19 protein-coding genes and 1 pseudogene are annotated in these 15,686 nt (G+C 40.6%); 3 read left to right on the top strand and 17 right to left on the bottom strand.

Going from position 1 to position 15,686, the window contains the following annotated elements:
- Positions 1 to 18: 18 nt before the first annotated feature.
- The 8 genes from BXP28_RS20995 to BXP28_RS25425 all read right to left on the bottom strand — a co-directional run bounded on the left by BXP28_RS20995 (position 19) and on the right by BXP28_RS25425 (position 4,464).
- Positions 19 to 528, bottom strand: a complete 510-nt coding sequence (locus BXP28_RS20995) for a hypothetical protein (RefSeq protein ID WP_051428068.1) — start codon at positions 526 to 528, stop codon at positions 19 to 21.
- Between the two features lie 433 nt (positions 529 to 961).
- Positions 962 to 1,831 carry an IS3 family transposase gene (locus tag BXP28_RS20990; RefSeq protein WP_237087288.1) on the bottom strand — a complete coding sequence of 290 codons (870 nt, stop codon included), beginning with the start codon at positions 1,829 to 1,831 and terminating at the stop codon, positions 962 to 964.
- 20 nt (positions 1,832 to 1,851) lie between these two features.
- A complete protein-coding gene (locus tag BXP28_RS20985; RefSeq protein WP_202973275.1) occupies positions 1,852 to 2,373 on the bottom strand; it encodes a helix-turn-helix domain-containing protein in 522 nt (173 codons plus the stop codon).
- Between the two features lie 33 nt (positions 2,374 to 2,406).
- Positions 2,407 to 2,535 carry a hypothetical protein gene (locus BXP28_RS24725; protein ID WP_257125652.1) on the bottom strand — a complete coding sequence of 43 codons (129 nt, stop codon included), beginning with the start codon at positions 2,533 to 2,535 and terminating at the stop codon, positions 2,407 to 2,409.
- A gap of 164 nt (positions 2,536 to 2,699) precedes the next feature.
- On the bottom strand, positions 2,700 to 3,089 hold the full coding sequence (locus BXP28_RS20980) for a hypothetical protein (RefSeq protein ID WP_036657847.1): 390 nt from the start codon (positions 3,087 to 3,089) through the stop codon (positions 2,700 to 2,702).
- 237 nt (positions 3,090 to 3,326) lie between these two features.
- Positions 3,327 to 3,821, bottom strand: coding sequence for a hypothetical protein (locus tag BXP28_RS20975; RefSeq protein ID WP_036657846.1), 495 nt, complete (start codon positions 3,819 to 3,821; stop codon positions 3,327 to 3,329).
- A 198-nt stretch (positions 3,822 to 4,019) separates the two neighbouring features.
- Entirely contained in the window at positions 4,020 to 4,193 is a 174-nt protein-coding gene (locus BXP28_RS25430) for an IS3 family transposase (protein WP_367869687.1), read from the bottom strand.
- Positions 4,194 to 4,263: 70 nt separating this feature from the next.
- Positions 4,264 to 4,464 (bottom strand): DDE-type integrase/transposase/recombinase, encoded by a 201-nt coding sequence (locus tag BXP28_RS25425; protein WP_367869720.1) that lies wholly within the window; start codon positions 4,462 to 4,464, stop codon positions 4,264 to 4,266.
- A 139-nt stretch (positions 4,465 to 4,603) separates the two neighbouring features.
- On the opposite strand from BXP28_RS25425, the pseudogene BXP28_RS20960 reads away from it, so the two are divergent.
- A pseudogene (locus BXP28_RS20960) lies at positions 4,604 to 5,755 on the top strand (IS3 family transposase).
- Positions 5,756 to 6,451: 696 nt separating this feature from the next.
- Here the strand turns inward: BXP28_RS20960 and BXP28_RS20955 are convergent.
- The 7 genes from BXP28_RS20955 to BXP28_RS20925 all read right to left on the bottom strand — a co-directional run bounded on the left by BXP28_RS20955 (position 6,452) and on the right by BXP28_RS20925 (position 11,039).
- Positions 6,452 to 6,649 carry a hypothetical protein gene (locus tag BXP28_RS20955; protein ID WP_036657844.1) on the bottom strand — a complete coding sequence of 66 codons (198 nt, stop codon included), beginning with the start codon at positions 6,647 to 6,649 and terminating at the stop codon, positions 6,452 to 6,454.
- A 946-nt stretch (positions 6,650 to 7,595) separates the two neighbouring features.
- On the bottom strand, positions 7,596 to 7,769 hold the full coding sequence (locus tag BXP28_RS25420; protein ID WP_024093312.1) for an IS3 family transposase: 174 nt from the start codon (positions 7,767 to 7,769) through the stop codon (positions 7,596 to 7,598).
- An 83-nt stretch (positions 7,770 to 7,852) separates the two neighbouring features.
- Positions 7,853 to 8,758: a hypothetical protein gene (locus BXP28_RS20945; protein ID WP_023484389.1), complete on the bottom strand. Its 906-nt coding sequence runs from the start codon at positions 8,756 to 8,758 to the stop codon at positions 7,853 to 7,855.
- Between the two features lie 229 nt (positions 8,759 to 8,987).
- A complete protein-coding gene (locus tag BXP28_RS20940; protein WP_036657842.1) occupies positions 8,988 to 9,284 on the bottom strand; it encodes a hypothetical protein in 297 nt (98 codons plus the stop codon).
- Between the two features lie 392 nt (positions 9,285 to 9,676).
- A complete protein-coding gene (locus BXP28_RS20935) occupies positions 9,677 to 10,246 on the bottom strand; it encodes a manganese catalase family protein (protein ID WP_040932682.1) in 570 nt (189 codons plus the stop codon).
- Positions 10,247 to 10,287: 41 nt separating this feature from the next.
- Positions 10,288 to 10,554, bottom strand: coding sequence for a spore coat protein CotJB (locus BXP28_RS20930; RefSeq protein ID WP_024093310.1), 267 nt, complete (start codon positions 10,552 to 10,554; stop codon positions 10,288 to 10,290).
- A 272-nt stretch (positions 10,555 to 10,826) separates the two neighbouring features.
- On the bottom strand, positions 10,827 to 11,039 hold the full coding sequence (locus tag BXP28_RS20925; protein ID WP_077585196.1) for a spore coat associated protein CotJA: 213 nt from the start codon (positions 11,037 to 11,039) through the stop codon (positions 10,827 to 10,829).
- Between the two features lie 180 nt (positions 11,040 to 11,219).
- Here BXP28_RS20925 and BXP28_RS20920 point away from each other — a divergent pair, with 180 nt between their 5' ends.
- Both BXP28_RS20920 and BXP28_RS20915 read left to right on the top strand, forming a co-directional pair.
- Positions 11,220 to 11,903, top strand: a complete 684-nt coding sequence (locus tag BXP28_RS20920; RefSeq protein ID WP_036656200.1) for a helix-turn-helix domain-containing protein — start codon at positions 11,220 to 11,222, stop codon at positions 11,901 to 11,903.
- 20 nt (positions 11,904 to 11,923) lie between these two features.
- Positions 11,924 to 12,793, top strand: a complete 870-nt coding sequence (locus tag BXP28_RS20915) for an IS3 family transposase (protein ID WP_104932592.1) — start codon at positions 11,924 to 11,926, stop codon at positions 12,791 to 12,793.
- A gap of 159 nt (positions 12,794 to 12,952) precedes the next feature.
- Here the strand turns inward: BXP28_RS20915 and BXP28_RS20910 are convergent, their stop codons facing one another.
- Positions 12,953 to 14,323: a hemolysin family protein gene (locus BXP28_RS20910; protein ID WP_023484383.1), complete on the bottom strand. Its 1,371-nt coding sequence runs from the start codon at positions 14,321 to 14,323 to the stop codon at positions 12,953 to 12,955.
- A 52-nt stretch (positions 14,324 to 14,375) separates the two neighbouring features.
- Entirely contained in the window at positions 14,376 to 15,500 is a 1,125-nt protein-coding gene (yfkAB, locus tag BXP28_RS20905; protein WP_023484382.1) for a radical SAM/CxCxxxxC motif protein YfkAB, read from the bottom strand.
- Positions 15,501 to 15,686 lie beyond the last annotated feature (186 nt).

Below are 15,686 nucleotides of genomic sequence, written 5' to 3'. Positions count from 1 at the left end.
ACTCCTTCCTATAGAGTTTTAATCCCAACATGCTTTTTTAACAGCTGTAAAACCGGATAACTCAGCAATTAGAGCACCTAAAGCCCCTAATTTTTCAGAAGCATTTGTTGCACCTACAAGTAATTTTGCCGTATTCCAGACTCCACCTAAAGCTTTAACATATTCTTTTATTTTTACTATTTTAGCTATAGGCAGGGCATTCATCACTACTAATTTACCAATTTCTAGAGAACATTTCCATACGCCTCTTTTTGCCCTCTTTAGTATTACTTCATCATTTAAAGATTCCTTCTCACTAGTCACATATAAATCGCTATTTATAGAATTTAAATGATTCTTTATTGCAGAGGCATCATTTGTTTTTATTAATTCCAAAGGAATACTTTCTATTTCCTGCAATAAATTATTTACACTATAAATGTCAGCATCTACAAATATATTCTCTTTAGAAAAACCATCATTATTTCTCGCTGAAACTCCATTTGGAACAAGAACAAAAAAAGTAAGAAAAAGATCATAGCAAAACATAAGTTTTTTTGTTCAAAATCACACTCATTTTTCTTCAACAATCTCCTTTTCAAGTAAAATATAGGTTAAATGGAAATAACCGAGATAAGATTAACACGACTTCAATTACATGTCAAACATAAATTAAATTCAACATGTAGCTATTCTTAATGGAAGTCCGCGATTTTTTTTCACCTTATAAGCACCTCTTTATGTTTTTGCAACCATTCTCCAATAATGAACCTATTTTTGCAACCAGAACGTTTTATCAAGAAAACACAAAAACCAGCCAAATGACTGGTTCGTATGCTGATTAATGGTTCAGCGGCTGAATAAAAACCGCCTATTAAAGTCAAAAGAGCCTTGAGGTGTGAACTGACCCCTGTCAAGTAGACAGTGTAAAAAACAAAAAAAGTTGTGGCACTAACCGTATCCCCATGGTTGGTGCCATTTTCTATGCTGCTGAACTTAGAAGGTATTGCCTATATTCCAACGGCGTCATACAATTAAGTCTTTTCTGGTATCGACGAGTATTGTAGTAATCGATGTATTCTATCACGGTTGCTTCCAGTTCCTCATATGTATAGAACTTACGAAGATAATACATTTCGGATTTCATCATTCCCCAGAATGATTCCATTGGGCCATTATCTATACATCTTGATACCCTGGACATGCTTTGAGTCATACCTGCATCGTCTAGTTTTTTCTTGAAGATTTTACATGTATATTGGAAACCCCGGTCACTGTGAAAGAGGGGTATAGCGTCAGGATAAGTCATATGGGCGATATCAAAAGTTTTAAATACAAGTTCATTGTTGTTGGAATGCCCCACCACAAAAGAAACAATGCTTTTATCCGATAAATCAAGGATTGCACTAAGATAAGCCTTGTTTTGGTTGCCATACTTCATTTCAGTCACATCTGTGAGCCATTTTGTACCGAACTCAGAGGATTCAAAGTCTCTGTTCAAGATATTTTCCGCCGTAATTTCAGGCGTGGAATGGATGTAGTTTTTTCGCTTCCTGCGGCATACCGATTTAAGGCCTAGGATGCCCATAAGTCTGTATATTCGCTTATGATTGACAGTTAAATGGCGTTCCCGGTTTAGTTTAATGGTCATCTGGCGATATCCAAGGATGCCATCCTTTTCCTCGTAGGCATCTTTAATCATGGGAAGCAACGCTTTATTAAAGATCTCATTCATGCTTTCTTTCCGGTTGATCCATTTATAATACGATGAACGTTGGATCCCAATAAGATCACATAGTTGACATATGGGATATGACTTCGTTTCATGGAGCTCGCGTATTGCAAGGTATATCGTTTCATACCTTACCTGGCTTAGAACCGCCTCCTTTCGATCTCGTCCAGCTTTTTTAGCAAATCGATCTCCATCTGCTTCCTTCTGTTCTCAGCCTGTAACAGCTTATTCTGAGCCCTTAGTTTCTCCACTTCGGACATCTCATCCTCAGATTTTCTTTTCCCGCGTCTGTCCTGAAGTGCATCCACACCAGATGTTAAGTATTTATTTGTCCATGAATACACTTGCTGATAGGATACCTGGAATTTATCAGCTGTCTGGGCATAATTGTGTTGATGTTCAATGCAGAATCTGACGATTTCAACTCTCTCATCGTAAGTAGTTGTTCGTCCTTTTGTCATGATCGGCGCTCCTCCCGTTCCAAAAGTGTTCAACTTCTCATGACCATTATACTTCAGAATCCAATCGCGCAATTGGCAAGTTGACTTAATGCCATATCTTTTACAAATATCCATGTGAGAACCGCCGCCAGCCAAATAGTCCTCGACAGCTATTCTTTTTAACTCTGCGGAGTAAGATGCATTCTGTGATGTTTGAAGCAATCCGTTTGGGCCTAGTGACTGGTAAGTCTGAAGTCATTGCCTAACGGATGAATGGTGTACATCAAGAAGTGCTGCTAAATGATTAAGCGAATCTTCTCCACGTAAATACTTTTCAACAGCTGCAATCTTTTCTGATCCTGATACTTTTGCTTTATGGGACATGAAAAAATGCTCCTCCTTACAGTAAACAGTTTTATTATTTCAACTGTCTACCGCAAGGGGAGCATATCAGTGCTTCCTCAAAGGCTCTTTTTCTTCTGTTTGACTGGATGTATTTGTATACGTGGTTTGTAGTACCTATGTAGTCTAGAATTCCTTTACATGAATTACTCAATTACTTTCTCAATGGTAGGTAAGATTGCAATTGGTGGATTCGAAGGATGCATGATTTGATAAAAGACATTTACTTTATCCCCAACCACAAATTTTTCGTTTTGTGGAACAGGAACAAGTAATACTTTATTTTGATTGACTAAATCTACCCAATTTCCTTTCAAGGCCTCTTCTTTTGTGGAGGCGTCTACAACTGTTGCATACACATCACCAATGGAAGTGATGTATCCAGTGAATTTAATTTGATCCTGTTTTTCAACAGAAGATACGGACGGACTCAGAGTGTCGTTTGAATGTGCAAAAGTGGGGGTAGCTCCAGCCGCGAATCCTAAACCTAATGTAAGAGAGGTTGCTACAGCTACTAATTTCTTCTTTGTGATCATAGTTCTAATCCTCCTTGTATTTTTTGGTTACATAAACTTATTTCTACAAACAGATTGAATATCCTTTATATTTCCATTTATTTAATAAATTTGTCACAAAAGAGAAAAAGAGTACTCAGGAAATTATCTAGGCACTCTTTTTTGTATTAGCTCTTAAAGCCCGGTTGCAAAAACATGGGTTTTTAGGTAAGACAGTTACAATGAGCTTCTGTCAAGACCTCTTACCAAAATTGGATGCTAATCAATTTGCTCTAGCACAAAACCTTGTAAAGAAACCTCTGGGTCACCCCATAAAGCAAATCTAACAACAGGACCTTCAGCTGTAAAAACATGAGTAATATTATTTCCATGATTATCATTGTCTTCCCATTCAAGATCTTTATTCTCGCTTAGACCTACACCAACAACTAAACTACCTTGAACTTTTTTTAATGTAATTTTATATTTCTTTCCAGGTTCTACTTTTATAAGATCGGTAACTACCATTCCTAATATCGAATAGTTTAAGGATAACGTTCCATTATTTATAGTAGCCGCCTTATGAGAAAGGGGTACAAAAATACTACTGTCCCAACTAGCAAAGTTATCCTCCGCTATTACTTGTGACTTAAAATGGTTACTTTCAATGGGGATTTTCTCAGTCTGATCTAACGAATTAGCTTGAACCAGCCCTACTGTACTACTTCCAGCCAACATTCCCACCAACGCTATTGATGCTATTATCTTTTTCATAAACTATAGCCCTCCTTTTATTGTATTAGGGAGATAATAGATATCCCCCCTTTTAGTTTAAATCATAACACATTTTACCTTTATATGGAATATTTTTGAAAATTCTGCCGAAGAAAATGTAACGCAAGCCATTGGAGAGCTGGCGTCGGTACTCTGATCTTACCCCCGTCAAGTAGACAGCATTAAAACTGATAGGTCCTAAGCAACCTTAGTACGGTATTCCACCGGACTAAGGTTGCTTAATTTTTCCTGGAACCTGTCGTAATTATAAAACCGTATGTATTTATCTATAGCGGTTTTGAGTGCCTCTTCAGATTCAAAAGATTGTATGTATAGACACTCTGATTTGAAATGCCCAAAAAAACTCTCCATACAGGCGTTATCCAAACAGTTGCCCTTTCGAGACATACTTGCTTTCATCTTGTATTGTTTCAGAAGTTTGCTAAAATGCCCTGGAAGTATACTGATACCCCTGGTCACTATGGAGGAGGACACCTTTTGTTTTACGTACTTTTCGAGCTTTCTCCAATGTATCAATCACTAGTTGTAAGTCATTTCTGGTACTTAGGTGGAAAGCAATGATTTCGTTGTTGAATAGATCGCATATAGCGGACAGGTATAGGTTTTTCTGTTTATATGGAATGTAAGTAATATCGGTGACCCATTTTTCATTTGGCCGGGTTGCATGGAAATCTCGGTTTAATACATGATGCTAGACTTTAAATTGGACACAGAGAACTGAGAGTGCGACAATAAAAACATTCATAATCGAGGTGTCCGACATGACGAAAAAGTATGACAAGGAATTCAAACTTCAATCCGTAAGACTTATCCAGGAAGAGGGAAAATCGGTGGCGCAGGTAGCCCGGGAAATGGGCTTGCATGAGAACACGCTTTACCGCTGGATCGCGGAATTTAAGAACGCTGGCAATCAGGCATTCCCTGGTAGTGGACAACTAAAGCCGGAGGACAAAGCTTTACGCGACCTCCAGAAGCGAATTCGCAATCTGGAAGAGGAGAACGACATCCTAAAAAAGGCGATGCACTACTTCGCAAAAGACCGGCGCTGATTTATCCATTCATCCATGATCACCGCTTCCAGTTCCGTGTCACGAAGATGTGCGCTCTGCTCAGCGTTTCCAAAAGCGGTTATTACGAATGGACGAAACGCAAGGAAAGCGAACGCCTCAAACGTCGCAAAAAACTCGAACGATGGATTCGCAGAACTTTCTTTGATTCCAGGCAGTTGTACGGCAGTCCAAAAGTGTGGTATGCATTGAAAAAACAAGGTATTCACGTCTCTCAGAAGACCGTTGCTCGTATCATGAAGGAACTTGGTTTGAGATCCCGTACCGTTAAGAAGTACAAGGCGACGACGAATTCGAAACACAACCTTGCCCGTAGCGGAAAATGTCTTGAATCAATCGTTTGCTGCGGAAAAGCCCAATCAGGTCTGGATGGCGGACATCACGTATATTCCGACTGACGAAGGATGGCTCTATCTCGCCAGTCTGGAAGACCTGTGCACACGTAAGATCGTCGGGTTTCACATGGGCGAGCGAATGACCAGGGAGCTCTGCCTGAGGGCGTTGGATCAGGCGTATCGCCATCAACGGCCGAAAGGAACCGTGTTGCATCATTCGGATCGCGGTAGCCAGTATACGTCCTCGGACTATCAAACGCAGCTACGACAATACGGCATGACAGGCAGCATGAGCCGTAAGGGCAATTGCTACGATAACGCCTGTATTGAATCGTTCCACAGCGTGCTGAAAAAAGAACTCGTTTACCTGCATAAATTCAAAACCAGGAAAGAAGCCAAGAAGAAGATTTTTGAGTACATTACGTGCTTTTACAATGGAAAAAGAATCCATTCCTCTATCGGATATCTTACGCCCAATCAATGTGAACATATGATCTGTTTAGCTGCATAATTCTCTCGGTTTTAGGTGTCCAATCTATTGACAGAAGTCCAATCCACTTATCCCCTAGCCATGTGGACAGTTTAAACCAGCCATCCAGCCTTTTTTCTAAGACCTTTACTTTTTGCGGGCTTATCGTATAGATAGTTTTCGTAGAGAAAGAGGGAGCATCGTAGATCGCTGTTTCCTTCTCCAAAGTTAACCTTGTTTCTTCTGCAAAAATGAAAAAAACATCATCGCATTGATGAATAGAAAAGATCTGGTTGTAAAAAAGGATTCATTATTGGAGAATGGTTGCAAAAGCATAAAGAGGTGCTTGTAGGCGACAGAAAAGGTGTCTTATTAAACAAAAGGACTATTCTTGAACTGGGGTAAAAAATCGAAAGCCATACCTTTTAGACGAATGGGCATGGTTAATAACAATTACGGCAAATAGCCTGTAGAATAGAAAATAGGCCATCACGGCAACGCTTTTGTGTCCAATCCTGGATGCTAAGCGAAAAACCGTGCGGCCTATTTCCTTCTGCCAGAAGAGAAGCACCACCCCCACAACCTGAGAATTCCGTTCATGACTCAAAGGGGAAGTCTAAGGGTGGTAATACCATAATATGCTGACAATGTATCGTTGATGCACGAATTTATGACGGTAAAGAAAAGCCCGCCATAGCGAGCTATAACGGACTCTCCTTGGCAGAGTTTAAATTTTGTTTATTCATCTTGATCCTGGTCTTGTTTTTGATCCTGGTCTTGGTCTTGGTCTTGTTTTTGCAAGGATTTTGCAAGAGCGTCGGCAAAGGCTTTAGATGTAGCTTGTGCATCTACGAATACATGGGAATTTCCTCTCTTTACTACCCTTGCAATATTAACGTCATGATCGTGATTGTGATTGTGACTGTGCTTACTCATAGCTTTAACCTCCTTTCCATCTAGATACTTCATACTATGAAAGTTAAAGAGAAAGTTTCAGGCTTTTTACTAACTTTATAGAAAATAGATTCATATCTTATAAAGGGCTTTTTACTAATATTAGTGCATTGACTGTCAAACTTGGTTGCAAAATCATGGTCTTTTGGGTGAGATGGTTGCAAAGAGCTTTTGTCAAGACCTACATTAAGTTTTTATTGGCAATTTTGCAAACAACCAATTTATTTCTACCATTTACACCATCTCCTATAAGGAGATCAGTTCAATTCTTGTTAATAGAGATAAAGTATGATAATCTTATGTTGTACATCCCCTTGTCAAACACTTGTGCTACCAATTTTTAGAAAAAATTACATTGGCAACTCTAAGCCTTTGTGGTTTTTTTTACCAGTATATCTAACCAATACTTTCCATGTCTTATAAGGACATCAGTTCTTGTCTGTAGTTATAGAGTATGTTATCATTATATCGTTGGCTTACCTCGAGCGAGATCCAATGTTCACAAAAAAAAGAAGATCACGAAGGCGCGAACTTTGCCAACGTGATCTTCTTTTTATGCGTAAGGAGAGTAACCAGATTTATGGTACCCCAGAACTAAGAAAGATATCCTAAACTGTTAGATCATGTTTTCAATTAGGTGCGTCTTGATCGATGACCATTCCTTCATCGGTTACTACCACATATTACCTGGAATAATATCGCAACGTATGTTATTCTTGCATCACATCTTTTGTTACCCAACCGAACATTTTCATATTGGCTCCCTGCACCGGGAGCTCTTTTTTTTGTACATTGCCATAAAAAGCGCGAGCGCCTAGGAAATTTGGTCTTAACCCCCTCAAGTAGACAATAAAAAAGAGCATGTTTATGAAGCGACCGCAAACCTGTATTCTTCAAGTGACCGGTCGCCTATTTTTTTCTGAAATCGCTAATTTTTGTAGAAGCGAATATATTCATTCATCATAGCCTCGGCTACTTCTAACGTCTGAGGCTTCTCTAAATAGACTTTCTCGGTCTTTAGATGCGAGAAGAAGGAACTTCTATCCTTTAATGACCATGACAAAATCCCCTTTAGAAAAATAGTGCAGATCACATCATACATGTGCTCTTCTAACACTGTCTACCTAAAGGGGATAATATCACAATGTCTCACTGCTCTTTTTGGTGCGGTTCCAGTTTACCTATCTACTCAGTAACTTTAGTAATAGAATTGTCTGGAGCAAATATTGCTCCCTCTCCAAAACCTTGTGGGGTTTTCCAATCTTTTTTATTCGTTACCTTAACTTTGTCGCCTATATTATATGTTTGGTCGCCAGAATGTTTTACAAATACATATTCGTTCCCTCTATTTTTGTATTCAACAAGAATAAAATTACTACCATCTCTGTTATCCTTGCCTAAATAAGTCACAACCCCGGTAACAAAGTCTTGCCCCTCTGTTACTTTGGGAGCAGAGCTTTGTTTATTCTCACGAGTCTCACCATTTATTTTTTCTATAACTGCACCTTCAGCAAAAATAGGACCGTTAAAAATAGGCGATTGTACAAATTTAGGTGCATATAGGTTTACTGTATCTCCTACTTTAATATTATCAGGAATCTTTGAGGATATAGCTAAAATTTCCTTCTCACCTTGTGAAATCGTAAGCCGATTTCCTGTTTTCGCTATTACTTCCCCTGTACGTTTTGGATAATGCTTTTCCAAGAATTTTGGTTCTCCTATTTTTTCAATAAAGGGATCTATAAAAAAATAAGTACCGGCCCCTCCCACAATATTATTTGAAGCATAAACATGAACCGGATCTCCTACTTTAATATTTTGGGTAATATCTGGAGAGACTCTGGCTAGATAGGTATCCGTATCCGATCCGAGCGAGATTCTAATTGTATCCGTATCTTTATATACTCCAACTACTTTTCCTGTATGTTTTCCGCGTTGTTGTTCAAACAGAACTTGCAATTTATCAGTAGACTCTTGAATAGAAAAACTTGCAGGGGTCGCAGCTTTTGCAGTTATTGCTTCCATTCCAGGTATATTCGTTCCTAATAAAGTACCGACACTTAACAAACCCGTTAATACTAATTTCTTCATACTTAAAACTCCTCCATGATGTATAAATGTCTAGGCCTAGATAAAATCAAAACCGGTGTAATTATTTTAATTGCAATAAGGAATTAGGTCAATACAAAAAGTTTGTTTTTCAATAAGTTCACAATAATATTTTCATATTCTCTTTCAAAATAAGTATAAATTTGTGAAGGTAGATAAAGTTCTTTTGTTAAAGACACATGTTTAAGCTTGCGTTTCTGATAGATAAACCCTAATTGAAAAGACATCTATTCTTCGTTGCTTCTTTCATCGTTTCCCTGCCTGCATGAATTCGAGCTGATACCTCTGAGAATTCTTCATCAAATGTCTTTTCCTGTTTCAAGGCTTCAGATATCCCATCACCAATAAATCTCTTTAGTTCTCTCCTCACAGTGTCCACCCCTTCACCATTCTTTGCCATTTCCTTTAAGAAGATCAGATCATTATCGTTATTACGCCAACAATATTTGTTAGTAATACCCGCACTTTTGTTAGTGAGTGAGCATAATTTGTTATTGAGCAAGTCCATTTCGTTATTCTTCTTAATGCGTCCCTGCTACCTTTCAAACAAAAAAAGACCCGTGGACTATGAAATGCACCCCTTATAGTGGACATAGGAAAAACACCCTGGTGTTAAACCGATGAAAACTGATATGCTCCCCTCATAGTAGACAGGTAAAATAATAAAAACCTGTTACTATGAGGGGTGCAGTTCAATACTGAGGCGGTCTTCCTCTATATAAACTTTTTTGACTGTGATATTTGGATCAAGCCAGACCCCGCCGGCCCCAAGCCAGCAGAGCCCTTAGATCCCGGTTAATTCGGCACCGGTCGCCGTCTTACTTATCTATTTCAAGGGGAGGTATGTTTAAAGTATAGAGGGTCGACCTTAATGTTAACTTAGTACAGCCTGAACATAAATTAAAAAATATGCTGTGCGTCCCGTTCCGCTTTTAATATTTCGACAGCTTCACGGAAACGCAGAGAATGGACTATTTCCCTTTCCCGCAAAAACTTAAGCCCATCCTGCAAATCCACATCATCCGTCATATCAATAAGCCACTGATAGGTAGCCCTTGCTTTTTCCTCCGCTGCAATATCTTCATATAAATCGGTTATCGGGTCACCCTTTGCCTGAATGTATGTAGCCGTAAAAGGAACTCCTGCCGCATCATGGTAAAACAGTGCTTTATCGTGATTCACATAATGTTCTCCAAGTCCAGCCTCCTTCAACTGCTCAGGAGTAGCATCTTTTGTCAGTTTATAGACCATCGTGGCAATCATCTCCAGATGGGCGAATTCTTCTGTGCCAATATCATTCAGCAATCCGATCACTTTTCCCGGAATGGTATACCTTTGGTTTAGATACCGCAATGCCGCCGCTAATTCCCCATCTGCCCCTCCATATTGCTCCAATAAATATTTGGCCATACGTGGATCACACTTACTGACCCTGACGGGGTACTGCAGTTTTTTCTCATAAATCCACATTCGTTTCACACTCCTTCTCTACGAATCAACATTTACATGGACTAAACCTGCCAAGGCCAAGGAGTAGGGGCCCATTTTGCAGGGTCACCGAAGGGGCTTTGCCCGAAATGTTTAAGTGGCCCGAATTTTTGTTCAAATTCAGCTGCCAGATAAGCCCGTTTTCTTGAACATTCCTCGTATTGGTGAAAAGCGGCCGCGTCATCAGGATGGGTATCCAGATAAAGTGTTAGTTCTACTAGAACAAAATCAATCGCCTGCAAATCGTATAGCATTACATAATACTCCTCGGGAAGCGGATGAGGGTACATGACCGGTCTCTCCTTTCTTCGCTTTCGTCAAAAACTCATCCTAAGAAGGTGAGGGAGCTTGACCGAGAAACCCACTTCACGTAGAAATGGTCTGTACAGGGCAGTGGGGAAATCCCTCCAGCCTCTGCCCGTAACCCAAGAAAGGGATTGGAAATTAGCGGTATTTTTACGGGTTCCAAAGACAGACGTAAACGGGATATCCTCCATCTCAATTTCAGTTTTACATAACCATTTCTTCATTATAGGGTTTTGTCGGCAGTCTCTGACTCATCCTAAGCAGGATGAGGTCCGTATGGGCTGTATAGATCGGGCCATAAAGTACCGCGGCAAAGAGCTTCATGCGGACTGTATTGCGGTAAATTGCACGGTTGAAACACCATATACAATTGAGGAGGGGTATTATATAGCTTTTTGCGGATAGGCGGACAAGGATCAAACACGCTGACATAAGGGTAATATACTTTCCATTGGGACGGTTTTTCCATGTTGGAGGCGCCTCCTTTCCTAAGCAGACTTGCTGTATTTATTCAGGTATTGGTTCATTACCACTTTATGAGGAACAAATACGGTTTATGAAAGGACAAAACCCGCCTAAATGATATGCTCCCCTTGCGGTAGACAGTTGAAATAATAAAACTGTTTACTGTAAGGAGGAGCATTTTTTCATGTCCCCTAAAGCAAAAGTATCAGGATCAGAAAAGATTGCAGCTGTTGAAAAGTATTTACGTGTAGAAGATTCGCTTAATCATTTAGCAGCACTTCTTGATGTACGCCATTCATCCGTTAGGCAATGGCTTCAGACTTACCAGTCGCTAGGCCCAAACGGATTGCTTCAAACATCACAGAATGCATCTTACTCCGCAGAGTTAAAAAGAATAGCTGTCGAGGACTATTTGGCTGGCGGCGGTTCTCACATGGATATTTGTAAAAGATATGGCATTAAGTCAACTTGCCAATTGCGGGATTGGATTCTGAAATATAATAGTCATGAGAAGTTGAACACTTCCGGAACGGGAGGAGTGCCGATCATGACAAAAGGACGAACAACTACTTACGATGAGAGAGTTGAAATCGTCAGATTCTGCATTGAACATCAACACAATTATGCCCAGACAGCTGATAAATTCCAGGTATCCTATCAGCAAGTGTATTCATGGACAAATAAATACTTAACATCTGGTGTGGATGCACTTCAGGACAGACGCGGGAAAAGAAAATCTGAGGATGAGATGTCCGAAGTGGAGAAACTAAGGGCTCAGAATAAGCTGTTACAGGCTGAGAACAGAAGGAAGCAGATGGAGATCGATTTGCTAAAAAAGTTGGACGAGATCGAAAGGAGGCGGTTCTAAGCCAGGTAAGGTATGAAACGATATACCTTGCAATACGCGGGCTCCATGAAACGAAGTCATATCCCATATGTCAATTATGTGATCTTATTGGGATCCAACGTTCATCGTATTATAAATGGATCAACCGGAAAGAAAGCATGAATGAGATCTTTAATAAAGCGTTGCTTCCCATGATTAAAGATGCCTACGAGGAAAAGGATGGCATCCTTGGATATCGCCAGATGACCATTAAACTAAACCGGGAACGCCATTTAACTGTCAATCATAAGCGAATATACAGACTTATGGGCATCCTAGGCCTTAAATCGGTATGCCGCAGGAAGCGAAAAAACTACATCCATTCCACGCCTGAAATTACGGCGGAAAATATCTTGAACAGAGACTTTGAATCCTTTGAGTTCGGTACAAAATGGCTCACAGATGTGACTGAAATGAAGTATGGCAACCAAAACAAGGCTTATCTTAGTGCAATCCTTGATTTATCGGATAAAAGCATTGTTTCTTTTGTGGTGGGGCATTCCAACAACAATGAACTTGTATTTAAAACTTTTGATATCGCCCATATGACTTATCCTGACGCTATACCCCTCTTTCACAGTGACCGGGGTTTCCAATATACATGTAAAATCTTCAAGAAAAAACTAGACGATGCAGGTATAACTCAAAGCATGTCCAGGGTATCCAGATGTATAGATAATGGCCCAATGGAATCATTCTGGGGAATGGTGAAATCCGAAATGTATTATCTTCGTAAGTTCTATACATATGAGGAACTGGAAGCAGCCGTGATAGAATACATCGATTACTACAATACTCGTCGATACCAGAAAAGACTTAATTGTATGACGCCGTTGGAATATAGGCAATACCTTCTAAGTTCAGCAGCATAGAAAATGGCACCAACCATGTATGGTTAGTGCCACAACTTTTTTTTGTTTTTTACACTGTCTACTTGACAGGGGTCAGTTCAAAATGGCGGGTTTTGTCTCAGACTATCGACAAAGTCCTTGGATTCAACGCTGAGAGAAAAGAATTTCAGCTGGAGAGCTCTATTCATCAGATATACCGGAAAAATCATCTTTGGGTGAAGAGGGCTGGTCCTTTTTCTTAAGATGAACACGCATAATCCGAAGACGGTCCACTTCTCCCACTTCAAAAATGTAATGGCCAAATATCACTTGCTGGCCTTTAACCGGGGAGCCTTCCAACTTTTTAAATAGCCACCCTCCTATCGAATCGACTTCTTCATCCTCTATATCAAGCCCGAGCAGGTCATCCAGATCTTCGATAAGCATCCGGCCGTCTACGGAAATCACATTGCCGTTGTATTCTACTTCCGGCCGTTCGTTTTCATCAAATTCATCATGCAGCTCTCCTACGATTTCTTCCATGATGTCTTCCAGAGTAAGCAGCCCCGCAGTACCCCCATACTCGTCCACCACAATGGCAAGCTGAGAGTGTTTTTTTTGCATAAGCCTCAGTACACGGCTGATTTCCATAGATCCAGGCACGCTCAGAATAGGACGAATAAACCGTTTCAGATCTTTTTCTTCCCGGTCACGCTCCTCTCCATCCGGCAGCAGCAAATCCGTAATATGAACGAATCCCACGACTTGGTCCTTATCTTCTACAGCAATCGGATACCGCGTATGTTTTGTTTCAAAAACCAGTTTAAGGTTATCTTCGTAGGACTGGCTCAGAAATAAGCAGTCCATGTCCATCCGCGGCAACATCACTTCCCTGGCTACACGACCGGAAAATTCAAATACATTATCAAATAGTTCCATTTCTTCTTTATCGATCTGCCCGCTTCGTGCACTCTGATTCATGAGAATCCGGATTTCTTCTTCCGTATGAACCTCTTGTTCCGTAGCAGGGTCAATACCAAACAGGCGAAGCAACAGATTAGCGGCCCCGTTCAGCAGCCAAATGGCTGGAAGAAAAATTTTGTAAAACCAAAGCAGCGGGACAGAAAGCCATAACGCGGTTGATTCCGGCTTTTGGATAGCTAAAGACTTGGGAGCAAGCTCACCTAATACAATATGAAGAAAAGTCACTAATGCAAACGATAAGATAAAGGAGATTGTCGTTGAAATTGCCCCTATATCCAAGTGGAAAAGATGAAACAACGGCTCAATAATTAAATGGGCTATTGCTTTTTCTCCTATCCAACCGAGTCCGAGAGAAGCAAGGGTAATTCCAAGTTGGGTTGCGGACAGATAGGCATCAAGATGACTGGTTACCGACATGGCATATTTGGCTCTGATATTCCCTTCGTTCACCAGTTGCTGAAGTCTGGATTGGCGGACTTTAACAAGTGAAAACTCAGCCGCAACAAAAACCCCGTTTAAAAGAACTAAAATGAAGACAAGAGATAAATGAAGAACAATCTGTCCCCATTCAAATGTAGTATTTCCCAATGGTCTCTAAACCCCTTCATTCATAAATATCTGCAGCCTACCAGTGGGATTGCTAGATAAGGGCCTTCCGCCCCATAAAGTCCACTTTCGGATAATAAGCATGGACTACAAGCAAGTTTGGCCCACAGCAGTTTGCTTGGGGACAATGACAATTAACCTGACGGTTCAAAGGGTGTCCTTCCCACGTGGCAAACACATCGTCCATCCGGTCCTGTTTCACATTGCCCAATGGCGGAACATCTGCAAAATCAGTCACATACACGTCACCTGTAAAGAGATTCACATTCAATCTATTTCGCCCATCCGGATCATTCCGGACGGTTAGATTCGGCTCGGAACGAAGCCGACGAATCAGCTTGAGGTCTTCTTCAGACGGATTACACGAAAAGAAAGGAAGCGTTCCAAACAACATCCACATCTGCGGATTCCGTACATCCAACAGTTGATGGCAGGCTTCCCGGAGCTGATCAAGGGACAAAATAGGGAGATTGGAAGCAAATGAGCTTGGATACATAGGATGAACTTCGTGGCGTTTACAGCCCATCTCATCGATTAGCTTATGTATATGACCCAGTTTCTCATACGTCCGGTAATTTATCATGGTTTCCGCCGAAACAAACAGCCCCGCTTTACTTAATGCTACTGTGTTTTCAACCATCCGGTCGTACAGCCTAGTAGCGGCAGTTTTCCCTACTTCACGATCCGCACGCACGAAACCTACCTGATGGAAATCTTCCACATTCGTATAGTTAAAGGAAATGTGCATCACATCCAGAAAAGGCGCGATCAGCTCATATCTGGCTAAATCCAGAGTCAGATTGGAATTGAGCTGGGAGCGGACTCCTCTTTCCTTGGCATATTTCAACAAAGGTATAATTATATCCTTTACCGTTTTGAGGTGGAAAGTGGGTTCTCCGCCTGTAATACTGATTGTTTCCAGATGTTCTACCTCGTCTAATCGCTTGAATATCAGGTCAAGAGGAAGCTTGCTTCCTTCAGAAGCCGTCAGGGTATCTCCTACAGCACAATGTTCACAACGCATATTACACATATTAGATACCGTGAATTCTACGCTGGTTAATGTATGCTTGCCGTACTGCCGCAAGGAACGGATCGGATCCCAAGGATCATTTTCCGGCGACAATAAAGCGTTCATAGTTGTTACAGATTGATTCATGCTCTCTCACATCCGATAAAATATAGTTTGCTTTCATCAATTTTCCGAAATTGATTCTAATAAAACTTATGTATTCTATATTCTACCTGATGACGGCTAAAAACAAAACCATCCGCTTTCAGCCTTCCTGCTTTTCCCCTTTGGAAACCCGGTGGGGTTTAAGCCATCCTAGTCCCCACCAATTTG

This window comes from Paenibacillus larvae subsp. larvae (assembly GCF_002003265.1).
In the GTDB taxonomy this organism is placed as follows: domain Bacteria; phylum Bacillota; class Bacilli; order Paenibacillales; family NBRC-103111; genus Paenibacillus_H; species Paenibacillus_H larvae.
The sequence above is the reverse complement of the archived record's forward strand: the minus strand, read 5'-3'. Positions and strand labels throughout refer to the sequence as shown.

Bases quoted from the DNA above. Each gene is read 5' to 3' on its own strand.
- BXP28_RS20995 (WP_051428068.1), bottom strand. From the start codon at position 528: ATGTTTTGCTATGATCTTTTTCTTACTTTTTTTGTTCTTGTTCCAAAT.
- BXP28_RS24725 (WP_257125652.1), bottom strand. From the start codon at position 2,535: ATGTCCCATAAAGCAAAAGTATCAGGATCAGAAAAGATTGCAGCTGTT.
- BXP28_RS20980 (WP_036657847.1), bottom strand. From the start codon at position 3,089: ATGATCACAAAGAAGAAATTAGTAGCTGTAGCAACCTCTCTTACATTA.
- BXP28_RS20975 (WP_036657846.1), bottom strand. From the start codon at position 3,821: ATGAAAAAGATAATAGCATCAATAGCGTTGGTGGGAATGTTGGCTGGA.
- BXP28_RS25430 (WP_367869687.1), bottom strand. From the start codon at position 4,193: ATGGAGAGTTTTTTTGGGCATTTCAAATCAGAGTGTCTATACATACAA.
- BXP28_RS20955 (WP_036657844.1), bottom strand. From the start codon at position 6,649: ATGAGTAAGCACAGTCACAATCACAATCACGATCATGACGTTAATATT.
- BXP28_RS25420 (WP_024093312.1), bottom strand. From the start codon at position 7,769: ATGTATGATGTGATCTGCACTATTTTTCTAAAGGGGATTTTGTCATGG.
- BXP28_RS20945 (WP_023484389.1), bottom strand. From the start codon at position 8,758: ATGAAGAAATTAGTATTAACGGGTTTGTTAAGTGTCGGTACTTTATTA.
- BXP28_RS20940 (WP_036657842.1), bottom strand. From the start codon at position 9,284: ATGGACTTGCTCAATAACAAATTATGCTCACTCACTAACAAAAGTGCG.
- BXP28_RS20935 (WP_040932682.1), bottom strand. From the start codon at position 10,246: ATGTGGATTTATGAGAAAAAACTGCAGTACCCCGTCAGGGTCAGTAAG.
- BXP28_RS20930 (WP_024093310.1), bottom strand. From the start codon at position 10,554: ATGTACCCTCATCCGCTTCCCGAGGAGTATTATGTAATGCTATACGAT.
- BXP28_RS20925 (WP_077585196.1), bottom strand. From the start codon at position 11,039: ATGGAAAAACCGTCCCAATGGAAAGTATATTACCCTTATGTCAGCGTG.
- BXP28_RS20920 (WP_036656200.1), top strand. From the start codon at position 11,220: ATGTCCCCTAAAGCAAAAGTATCAGGATCAGAAAAGATTGCAGCTGTT.
- yfkAB (WP_023484382.1), bottom strand. From the start codon at position 15,500: ATGAATCAATCTGTAACAACTATGAACGCTTTATTGTCGCCGGAAAAT.